Genomic DNA, 11,122 nt, shown 5'->3' on the forward strand with positions numbered 1-11,122 from the left:
GGCTGGGTGGCGGAGGTGCCGGGGAGGACGGTGCCGAAATCCTTGCTCGCCGGGGAAAGGGTGAGAACGGCTGCGGTGTTGATCTGCCCCCGCACCGGCCAGACATAACCGAAGTTGTAGTCATGGCCTGAGTAGGTGACGCCGCTGTACATCTCCACGCCGAAGACGTAGGCGTACTTGTTCGGGTTAACCGTGGAGGACCAGTACTCGTCGAGTACCACGTCGAGGAAGGGATGCCCGGTGGGGAGAGCCGGCGCGACCCTGGAGGTATCCACCAGGGACTGCAGCTCGCTCAAGGCCGGCAGCCGCCAGTCGTTGTGCCCGAACGTCCCAGCCCCGCCGTTGGCGCTGTTCATGGCCGCCACGTAATCGAGCCCCTCCTGCCACCCCACCCCCATCGGTACTGCGGGAAGGTCGGCGTTCCTGGTCCACATGAGCCCCGTCCTGGTATCGGTGACGGTCTGGTCTCCGTGGTCGATGAAACGGGAGGCTAAGGCCGATGAGACGGATAAAAGCGTCAGCAGCAACGACCATGCGATCAACCTGGCGAGCTTCATTTTTCTCCCCTCCCTCTCTCTTTTTCGCGAATCAACCGCACCGTTCAATGGGTCACCGGCAGGAGAAATTCCTTGTCTCTCGCGGATAACTTCGGATGAAATCGGATAAACGTCTGATCTAAAACCCGGTTAACGGCTTCATCAGATTTTAATCGGATTCTATCCGATGGTATCCGCGTGCACCTGCTTTTCCTATACCCGCCGCAGCAATGCCAATGAAGAATTAAAGCCTAACAAACTGATTTTTCTTAGCAAGCCCCGGCGTTGTTTCTTTCACGCTAAAAGTCCCAACAAAAACAGGGATGAAGCCATGTAAGAGGCCCCATCCCTGCCGGTCCAGCCGGTCCTGCTCTTTATCGGTTATCTCATTTGAAGCGCAGGTTCTCCACTTTAACGCTGCCGTTACGGACCGCGAGCTTCCCGATGATCGCGGTCACACCCTGGTTGTCGCTGTAGCCGCAGTCATAGCCCCCCTTCAGGGTGAGTCGGATGTCCCTGTCGAGCACCAGCCCCCCCGCCAGGTCGACCCTCTGCAGCTGCAGGGCGTCGCTGTCGGAGGCGCCGGCCAGGGCGGCCAGGAGGTCAGGGAAGTAGGACGGGGTGCCCAGGCCGATCCTGACCGGGAGGCTGCCGCAGCTCTCGGCCACGGTGATGAGCCTCGTGACCTTGCTGGAGCCCGCCTGGTTGCTGGCGGTGAGGCTGGCGGTGAAGAGACCGGGAGCGAGGTACCTGTGGATGGGGTTTCTCTCGGCGCTGGTGGCCCCGTCGCCGAAGGTCCAGAGCCAGGAGGTGGGGGCGTTGACGGAATTGTCCGTGAACTGGACGTAGAAGGAGGCCATGGTGCCGGAGTTGGCGAAGTCGGCCGCCGGCGGCTGCCCGTCGCTGATCCTCACCGTGTAGGCCCGGCTCACCTTGTTCCCGTCGCCGTCTCTCAGCTCAAGGGTGAAGGCGAAGTTCCCGACCGCTGTCGGAGTCCCGGATATGGCCCCGGTCGCGGCGGCAAGGGTGAGCCCCGGGGGAAGGGTCCCGGCGGAGACGCTCCAGCTGTAGGGGGCGGTCCCGCCCGCACCGCTGACGCCGTCCGCATAGCCGGCCCCCACCCCGCCGCTGGCAAGGGTACCGGTGGTTATGGTCGGAAGCGAGTAACGCACGGTGAGGAAATCGCCGTCGGAGCCGTTACTGAGGGTGGAGGTTATGCCGGCGACATAGACAGCGCTCCCGCTCCTGTCGAGCGCGATGGCCCGGCCCACATCGTTGTGGCCTGTGATCCCGTAGCTCTTCGACCAGACCACCGTCCCGGAGGCGTCGTACTTGACGGTGCGGACATCGCCCCCGTTGGTGGCCCCCGTGGTCGACAAGCCGGTGACGTAGGCGTTGCCCGCGCTGTCGGCGGTTACTCCGTAGGCGTAGTCGTAGGGCGAGCGGGAGTAATTTCGGGACCAGACGAGGCTACCGGAGCCATCGTACTTGTAGGTGGAGAAATGAGGGGTTCCCCAGACGTATCCGGCAACGAAGACGTTCCCGGAGCCGTCGACGGCGATCGCCTGAGGCTGGATGGCCCGGTAGGTGCCGGCGCTCCAGACGATATTGCCCCAGACGTCGAGCTTCATGGTGATCGAGCCGTCGGCGCTGCTGTACTGGTCGGTCGATCCGGTGACGAAGATCGATCCGCTGCCGTCCACCGCCACGCCGTAGAGGACCTTGCTGGCCCCGCTCGGCTGACCGGCGTCGAAGCTTTTCGCCCAGAGCTGGACGCCGTTGGAGAGGTACTTGACTGCGAGATAGTGGCTCACGTAGTAGCTCGATCCGACCACCACCACGCTGCCGGAGGCGTCGACCGCCACGCCGTGGGCGTAATCCTGGCCGCCGTCCTTGTAGCTGCTGCTCCACAGGACGGTCCCTGACGGGTCGTACTTGACGGTGAGGAGTGAGTAGTTGGCCCCGTTGCCGGCGACCACCAGGTTTCCGTCCGGATCGAGCGCAGCTCCCTGGGCCGAGCCTGCGAAGGGCTTGCTCCAGAGGAGCGCGCCGGTGGAGTCGTACTTGACCACGCTGCCGGAGCCGGCCACGTAGTAGCTGCCGTCCGCGGCCACGGCTATTCCGCGGGCGTCGTCCGTTCCTCCGCTATTGTAGAGACCGGAGGCCGCGAAGCTCTGCATCGTCAACGACCTGGTGGCAGTCAGGGCGAAGGCGTCGGTCAGGCGCACGGTGAAGGTGAAGCTTCCCGCCGCCGTCGGTGCCCCCGATAGCACGCCGGTTGCCGGGTCGAGTGTGAGCCCTCCGGGGAGGCTGCCGGAATCGATCGACCACTGGTAAGGCGCCTTTCCTCCGACCGTGGCGAGGGGCTGGCGGTAGCTCGCGCCGAGGAAGCCCGCCGGAAGCGAGGAGGTGCCGATGCCGATGCTGGTGACCTGGAGGGTGAACTCGCGGGTGGAGCTGTTGCCGAGGGAGTCGCTGACCTGGACCGTGAAGGTGAAGCTCCCCGTGGCGATGGGAGTCCCGGAAATGGTCCCGGAGGAGGCTCCCAGGTTAAGCCCGGCAGGGAGCGCGCCCGAGACGATCCCCCAGGTGTACGGAAGCAATCCCCCCGGCGCCGTGAGGGTCTGGCTGTAGGCGACACCGACCGGACCGGAGGGGAGTCCCGGGGTGGTGATGATCGGAAGATACTGGAGCACCTCCAGGGTGAGCTCGCGCGTCGCCTCGGCGTTCACGGCATCGATCGCTTTCACGGTGAAGGGAAAGCTCCCGGCCGTGGTCGGGGTGCCGGAGATGATGCCGGTTCCCTGATCGAGCGACAGCCCCGGCGGGAGCGTCCCGGAGGCGAGACTCCAGCGGTAGGGCTGGCTCCCCCCTCCCCCGCTCAGAGCCTGGCTGTACGGCACGCTGACCACGCCCCGGGAAAGGCTCCCGGTGGAGATCCCGAGGATTACCGTGATGGAGAGGGGCTTGGTGGCCCAGTTCCCCTTGCTGTCGGCGACCTTGACGGTGAAGTCGAAGGTCCCGGCGGCGGTCGGGGTCCCGGAGATCACCCCGCTGTCGGCGGCGAGGGTGAGCCCTCCCGGGAGCGCCCCGGAAACGACGCTGAAGGTGTACGGGGGAATGTCGTTGGCGACGGCCAGGGTCTGGCTGTAGGGATTCCAGAACGGCGCCACCGGGAGCGAGGAGGTGGTGATTACCGGGGTGGCGCTCACCGAGAGGGTGAAGCTCCTGGTATCTGATAGGGACTTGGGATTGCTGAGCTCGACGTTGAAGGTGAAGGCCCCTCCGGCTGTCGGGGTCCCGGAGATCACGCCCGAAGCGGCGTCGAGGGAGAGCCCCGGAGGGAGGCTTCCCGAGGTGACGGCCCAGTGGTACGGGATCATCCCGTCGGTCCCGGTCAACGCCTGACTGTAGGGGGTCCCGGCTGCGCCGTCGGGGAGGTACCAGCTGACGATCTTCAGCTTGTAGATCTCGCGGTACTTCACCGTGAGGTAGTCGTAGTTGCTCCCGTTGTGGCTTCTGCCGGAGAGGTAGATGTTGCCGTTGCCGTCGAGCGCCAGCGCGGTGGCGTAGTCGTTGCGCCCCGCGTCCTCGAACCTGGTCCACTTCTGGTTCCCGTCGGTGTCGTACTTGACCAGCAGGTAGTCGTAGTTGGCCGCCGGGTTGTTGACCGGACCGTTGGCCGAGTAGCCGGCCAGGTAGACGTTCCCCATCACGTCGACCGCGACGGAGGTGGCGTAGTCGTTGGCGGTGTAGCCGCGGTCGTAGGTCCTCTCCCAGATCATCGAGCCGGAGGGGCTACCCTTGATGGCGATATAGTCCGACGTCCCCGAGGTCCCCCCGCTGAAGCCGTAGAAGGTCGAGTCACCGGCGAGGTAGAAGTTGCCGGCGGCGTCCAGCGCGATGGCCTGCACGCGCAGGTGGGTGCCGTAGATCTCCAGTCTCTTCCCCCACAGCCTGGTGCCGCTCGCGTCGTACTTCACCGTGTAGTCGTAGTATTCGGGGCCGAGGCCGTAGGGGTCGGGGTTGGTCAGGTAGCCGGTGACATAGACGTTGCCGCTGCCGTCGACGGCGGTGCCGCGTGCGGTCATGGGGAGGGTCGAGCTCTCGGTGGCGGTCCAGAGCGGATTTCCCGAGGCGTCGAAGCTGGTAGTGCGGAAGAGATCCATCGAGCCGTCGTTGAAGGTCCCCGCGACCACGACGCCGGTGCCGCTCGCCGCTACCGCATGGGCCGCGCCAGCGAAGGGGGCGCTCCAGACGACCTCGCCGGTGGGGGTGTACTTCCTCACCGTCCCCGCCCCCGCCACGACCAGGTTGTCGGCGCCGTCCACAACCGCCCCTTCAGGTACTCCCCCGAAGGAGAGATTCCAGAGCTCGTTGCCCAAGGGGTCGTACTTTATGATGAGGGGGGAGCCGACGACGTAGATGTTCCCCTCGCTGTCGACCGCCGCGGCCTTCACCTCGTCGCTTCCGCCGCTGTCATAGGACTTGCGCCACTGCTCGACGGAGAGGTCATTGTGGACCACGATGGAAAGCGCCTTGCTGGCGGTGCTGTTCCAGGAGTCGGTCACCTGCACGTTGAAGTTGTACGGCTGGTACGACATCGCCGTGGGCTGCCCCTTGATGATCCCGGTGGGGTCGAGGGTCAGGCCGGGTGGGAGGCTCCCGGAGGCGAGGCTCCAGCTGTAGGGGGGCAATCCTCCCGATGCCGTGAGGGCCTGGCTGTAGGCGCTCATGGTGGAGCCGTCGGGGAGGATGGAGGTCGTCACCGCTACCGGCGGGGCTACCACCGTGCCGCTCCCCGCAGGAGACGAGAAGGCGAAGCGCTCGCTCGCCTGGGTGGGAGTGAAGCTCGCGAAGAAGATCCCGTCGCCCGCGGCCTGGTCCCCGGCGAGGCCGTCGTCCTTCAGTTCGATGGTCTGCCCGGTGGAGGTGGTCACCGTCACCGCCCCGGCCGGGGTCCCGCAGTTGATGCTGAGGACCTCAAGCGGGACCGGGACGCCGACCGTGAGATTCTGCAGGGGGCTCAGGACGGCGAAGAGGGGGCGGTTGTCGCAGCTCAGCGAGCCGTAGGCGTTGATCCTCCTCCCGGTGATGGTGCTCCCGGAAAGCCCGCTGACGCTGTCGCCCCCGGCCAGGATCAGGTTCCTGATCGTGCTCCACTCCCTGCTGCCATCCGCCCCCTTGAGGAGCGCGGCCAGACCGGTGACATGCGGGGCCGCCATGGAGGTACCGTCGAGGGAGCCGTAGCCGTCGGTGACGAAGTAGGAATTCTGGGCCGAAACGGTGCTGACGATCCCCATCCCCGGCGCGGCGATGTGGACCGAGTGCTTGCCGTAGTTGGAGAAGAAGGCCAGGCTGTCGTCGTTGGCGGTCGCGGCCACCGAGACGACGTTGGGAAGGTTGTACCCCGCCGGGTAGAGATCGGTGTGGTAGTAGTCGTTGTTGAGGGAGTCGTTGCCGGCCGCGGCCACGAAGAGGATGTCCCGCTGGGCGTTGATGGCGTCGTAGAGCGCCTGGCCGCCTGGGCCGGTGTAGCTGTTGTTGGTGGCGACGATGTTGACGCCGGCCTCTTTCATCCGCTTGACGTACTCGAGGCACTCCACGGCCCCGCTGGTGGAGCCGTACCCTCCGTCGTCCAGGAACTTGCAGGCCATAAGGCTCACGTTCCAGTTGACCCCGGCAACCCCGGCGCCGTTGTTACCCGCCGCCCCGATGGTGCCCGCCACATGGGTGCCGTGACCGTGGCGGTCCATGGGATCGCCGCTCACGGCGTAGGTGTTTATGCCGTGGGTCACGTCGCGGTAGACGGTGCCGTCCTCGTCCGTGTAGTCGACCGGGATCGCCGCCGGCCTGACCCACATGTTCGGCGCCAGGTCGGGATGGTTGTAGTCTATGCCGCTGTCCAGAACGGCGACCACCACGTTGGAATTGCCGCTCGCGCTGTCCCAGGCCTGCGGGGCGTTGATCTTGTCCAGGCCCCAGAGCTGCGGGAAGAGCGGATCGTTCGGCGTCGCAGCGGCGTGGAGGATGTAGTTGGGCTCGGCGTATTCCACCTCGGGATCGGCCTGGTAGCTGCTGATTCCCTCGTCGACGCCCATCCCCTTCTTGAGCCCGACCAACTCCAGGCGCAGCGACTTGAACTCCTTGACCTTCTGGGCGCCGCGAAGCTTGTGGAGCCTGTCCTTCGTCAGCCGGGACGCGCTGGCCTTGAATTTGACCAGCACCTCCGCGTCCCGGTATTTCCCTGCGGCGGTCTTGCGTGCGGCGCCGCTCAGGTTGGCGAAGCCAACGCTCCAGCCCGCTTTGAGACCGGATGCCGAGGCGGTTTGCTGGTCGGCCTGGCAAAGGCCGGCGCAGACAAGGAGGATGACAAGGGACAAGAGCGTGGATCTGATAAGCTGGCGTATCATCAGCTTCCCCTCCGGCAGGAGTCAATCCTTGGCCCCGGAAGCCACCAAACCTCTGGACGCAGTGGAGTCGGTGATCGCGTCAATGGCAGCGAGGGCAAAAGCTTGCTCAGTTTAGTAAAGATGAGTTATCCAATTTAGGAACAGCGGTACTAGGGATGGCTATTGGTGGGGAGTTAGATTAAGGCAAGGGAGGAGTTATGTCAAAAGATTTTAATTGGTGTTTTCACTTTTTTGACTGCAATGGGTAAGACTGCTGAAGGAGTGCACTCACAGCTCAGAGGTTATCTTATTTAGTCACTTCCGCTATGAGATTGTCATCCCCGAATGCCCTTATCGGGGATCCAGATTTCACGTCGTTTAGGAGCTGGATTCCCGATCAGAATCGCTTCGGGAATGACAGTTTTGAAGCTGGAGTCTAGCTTAGGGGGTCTTAGCTTAGTAGCTTAGGGTGTCTGGTCTGGACAACGGAACAGGGCAAGGTCCAGACCAGACCCTCAGAAGGCGGACCCCCAGAAGGCGGACGCAGCACGTCATTGAAAGTAAAGTTGGTGGTCCTATAAATCTTGATGAAGCTATGGCCGCGCACATCAGCAACATTCTCAAAATGACGAAAGGGAAGATACATGGGCCGGGAGGTGCGGCCGAGCTCCTCGGCATCAACCCGAATACCCTGAGAGGGCGGATGAGCAGGCTTGGGCTAAGGTATAGTAGGAGGACGTGACAAGGCGAAGAGGAGAGCTTAAAGGTGCTGGCCATCATCGAAGGGCGCCGGCGCGATTTTGATGGCTGCGCGGCAACTTCCGGCCTTATTTCCCGCCAGTTTCTCGATCAACGATGCAGGCTTGGCGCCGCAACCTGCCAGCAACATGGCCATAAACAACAGCAGGCGCTTACTTTTCATATGCACTCACAGCAACCCGCTCCGGCTTCGGTCAGTATCCGTGCACCGGTTCCCACTGCCGCTCACCCTTTCCGATTCTTATCCGCAAGGAACCGGTACAGCGGAACGGGCATGAACACCTTCCCGATCCGCCTGGCAATGAATGCCGCAACCATGAACGGAATGATGAGGACATGTTCGTCGGTCATCTCCATTACGATAATCACTGCTGTGAGTGGCGCTTGAACCACGCCTGAAAAGAACGCAACCATGCCAAGCAGTGCACAGATCTTGAAATTAGCAAAATGGCAAAGTTTTGCGACACTGAAACCGAGGCCGGCCCCAATCGACAAGCATGGGGAAAAAATCCCCCCGGCCATTCCTGACAGATAAGACAATACTGTCGTAAAAAACTTCTCCAATGCAAAAAATAAGGGCCAGTTATCAATAGAAGAACTTTCCAGAAAGGAACGAGTAATCTCGTAACCCGACCCTGCTGTTGTTCCTCCGCTAAAGAAGCCTACGGCGGCGCAGAGGATCCCACAATAAAGGGCCTTCTTCCAGGGCTGGGGCGGAAGATTCACCAGTTTCGGGGTTGTCAGAATTCGCGCGAAGAAGCCGCCCAACAAACCTCCGACGAGGCTGAGGATCAGGGTTTCCGGTACGAGGCTGATTGTGGGGCTTGAAACGCTGGGATGGCCAAAGTATAGGTAATTTCCTGCTAGCGCCATGGCGGCGATACCCGAAAGAATGACCGCAAGCATTATCATCTCGCGGAATTGTCCGAGTATCCCCTCGGTCACTTCTTCTATGGCGAAGGTAATTCCGGCTAGTGGGGCATTAAAGGCCGCCGCTACTCCGGCCGCGGCCCCCGCCGTCAAGAACGACTGAAAATCAGCCTGCGGAACAATCTTCCGGGTGATTCTCCCGAACCAGGCAAAAACGGAAGCAGCGATCTGGACGGTGGGTCCTTCTCGTCCAATAGATGCACCAGCTAGGATCCCGATGGTGCTTGAGATGACTTTCACAACCGCTGTTCTTAGGGAAATGAGAGCGCTTCGCCAGGGCGGCTCGACAACCTCGCTGTCAAGCGCATGATCGATAGCTTCAAGAACCTGCGGGATTCCGCTACCGCGTGCTTCCGGCCCGAATCTCTCCACAATAAGTGTGGCGGCCACAAACAGCAGGGGTGTCGCGATAGTGACGAGGTATGGGTGCAGATGAACAACCGAGAAATACACCCCCTGAGCGAACGATATGAGACGCGCAAAAAGAACCGCGGCGCCTCCAACGAGAGCAGCCGCGGTCCAAATGGTGATCTGGAGATAGGTTTTGTGGCGCAATTTCATGAAATAGATTCCAAAACTACACGCGAAATACCTGCGTCATCCGCAGGAGATTACTTATTCGGGACCACGAACTCGTCACGCCGGTTTTTAGCCCAAGCAGCGGCATTGTGACCCGGGTCGGCAGGCTTCTCCTTGCCATAGCTAATCACGCTAAGACGGTCAGCCGGTATACCGAGCGCCGTCAAGTAGTTCTTGGCAGCCATGGCGCGTTTTTCACCCAAGGCGAGGTTATATTCGTCCGAGCCGCGCTCGTCACAATGCCCTTCTATCTGGACCCTGACGTCGGGGTCTTTCTTCATGAGGTCAGCGTCTTTTGTGAGCCGGCCTCGGGCTTCCTTGGATAGAGTAGACGAATCGAAGTCAAAGTAGATTTTATCCAGGGAAGCCTTGAGCTCCCCTGCATGCGAAACCGGCTCAATGGGGGGCGGAGTAACAGGCTGCACGGGCTCAACTTTAACCGGGGCTGGCTCAACTTTGACAGGGGCAGATGTAGCAGGTTTCACCGGTGCAGCCTCCGACTTTACAGGCGGCTTGGTTACAGCAGTTGAGGGCGCTAATGGCTCCTCTGCCTTGACCATCTCATGCTTCGCGCAACCGTTTGCACCGAACGTGACGCAAACCAGGAACAGAAATATACCCACCCCATGCTTCTTCATTGTTGCCTCCTTGGACTGATAAAACGTCATGAGCTGTGCTATCAAAACTTGACGAGCTGATGAGAACGCATTATAGTTTGCAATACGAATTATCAGTAACACTAACTAGTTTGTCAAGACAAATCCAGGAGCAGGTATGCGAAAAAAGGCAGAAGAAATTCCGGAGGTCATTGACAACCTACGGCGAATATTTCAGGCAATAAATGAATACTCACGAAACGCTGAAAAAGAGACGGAATTAACTGGTCCGCAACTCTGGGCGCTGCAGATCCTTGCCAATGCCGCTCCGATGCGTGTTTCCGAATTGGCTCGCCAGATGTACCTACGCCCGGCAACAGTGGTGGGAATTCTAGATCGTCTTGAAGCTAAAGGGCTAGCGAGCAGAACCCGTTCCAATGAAGACCGCAGGGCGGTCGATGTAGCTCTAACCGACAAGGGGCAGGAAGTAGTCGCCAAAGCCCCTAAGGTAGCCCAAGTCATGCTGCTCAATGGGCTCGAAGCTCTGCCGGACGAGCAGTTTGCCGTAGTCGTGGAAGGGATGCAGCATATGGTGCGGATCCTGGGAGCAGAGCACCTCACCCCGCAGCCTCTGCATGGTTAAAGAGCACTCGAGGGAATAACGGCGAGAAAAAGGGGTTTGGCTTTCAGGAGGAGGTGCGCTGTTGAAGCTGACCACCCGTTCCATTCGTCTGTCACTGCGCTTTATCATGCCCCTGGCCGTCTCATTGGCGCTGCTCGCCTATGCGGTGGTGCCGTTGGTGGACAAACTCACCCAGCACTGGTTCGTCAAGGACATGGATATACGCTCCCGCCTGATAGCCAATACACTGAACGATCCCCTGGCCGAACTTCTCAGGCTGAGGGACAAGGCGAAGATCGACGCCCTGCTGCTGCGGACCATCCAGGATGAACGCCTACTGGCTCTCGGGTTCTGTGATGAGACCGGCAGGCTCATCTATCGCACACCGACTTAGGTCTGCACTTAGGGGTCAGAGCTTGATCTGGACCAGACAGAATCGTCGTCGAACGAGGTACCGAAACAAGTCTCCTTCCTGGGTGGGCCAGGCTCGGCAGCCCGAACAGCGAACGATGAGGAAGAACTTTCTCGTGGAACCTCTCGCTGCTTTCCGTTGTCGAGCTCTGACCCCGCATAGCCATATGAATCATTTTCTTGCCTATGGTCCCGTCTGCACAGCCTATGGCGATATTCTTCAGCGACCCGCCGTAGCCGCCACTGGCGTGCCCCTTGAAATGCGTCAGCACTACTAGTGAGTTGTAATTAAGCAGG

General features: G+C 61.2%; 8 protein-coding genes. 2 read left to right on the forward strand and 6 right to left on the reverse strand.

All coding sequences use genetic code 11. The features are described from left to right. The 5 genes from AC11W3_RS02455 to pal form a co-directional block, all read right to left on the reverse strand. Positions 1 to 557 (reverse strand): Lcl C-terminal domain-containing protein (locus tag AC11W3_RS02455; RefSeq protein ID WP_484092422.1); only part of this gene is annotated, 557 nt, incomplete at its 3' end. 365 nt (positions 558 to 922) lie between these two features. Beyond that, positions 923 to 6,949 carry a putative Ig domain-containing protein gene (locus AC11W3_RS02460; protein WP_484092423.1) on the reverse strand — a complete coding sequence of 2,009 codons (6,027 nt, stop codon included), beginning with the start codon at positions 6,947 to 6,949 and terminating at the stop codon, positions 923 to 925. A gap of 739 nt (positions 6,950 to 7,688) precedes the next feature. Then, positions 7,689 to 7,850, reverse strand: coding sequence for a hypothetical protein (locus tag AC11W3_RS02465; RefSeq protein ID WP_484089032.1), 162 nt, complete (start codon positions 7,848 to 7,850; stop codon positions 7,689 to 7,691). Between the two features lie 62 nt (positions 7,851 to 7,912). After that, a complete protein-coding gene (locus AC11W3_RS02470) occupies positions 7,913 to 9,178 on the reverse strand; it encodes a chloride channel protein (protein WP_484092424.1) in 1,266 nt (421 codons plus the stop codon). Positions 9,179 to 9,228: 50 nt separating this feature from the next. Then, the gene (gene pal, locus AC11W3_RS02475) at positions 9,229 to 9,834 is read right to left on the reverse strand and encodes a peptidoglycan-associated lipoprotein Pal (RefSeq protein WP_484089034.1); all 606 of its coding nucleotides are present in this window, start codon (positions 9,832 to 9,834) and stop codon (positions 9,229 to 9,231) included. Between the two features lie 136 nt (positions 9,835 to 9,970). Between pal and AC11W3_RS02480 the strand changes: the two genes are divergently transcribed. Both AC11W3_RS02480 and AC11W3_RS02485 read left to right on the forward strand, forming a co-directional pair. Continuing rightward, the gene (locus tag AC11W3_RS02480) at positions 9,971 to 10,435 is read left to right on the forward strand and encodes a MarR family winged helix-turn-helix transcriptional regulator (protein WP_484089035.1); all 465 of its coding nucleotides are present in this window, start codon (positions 9,971 to 9,973) and stop codon (positions 10,433 to 10,435) included. 61 nt (positions 10,436 to 10,496) lie between these two features. After that, on the forward strand, positions 10,497 to 10,808 hold the full coding sequence (locus AC11W3_RS02485; protein ID WP_484089036.1) for a hypothetical protein: 312 nt from the start codon (positions 10,497 to 10,499) through the stop codon (positions 10,806 to 10,808). On the opposite strand, the gene AC11W3_RS02490 is transcribed toward AC11W3_RS02485, so the two are convergent. After that, a partial coding sequence (locus tag AC11W3_RS02490) for a DUF362 domain-containing protein (protein ID WP_484092425.1) occupies positions 10,786 to 11,122 on the reverse strand: 337 nt, incomplete at its 5' end. The genes AC11W3_RS02485 and AC11W3_RS02490 overlap by 23 nt on opposite strands.

This window comes from Geomonas sp., assembly GCF_056994735.1.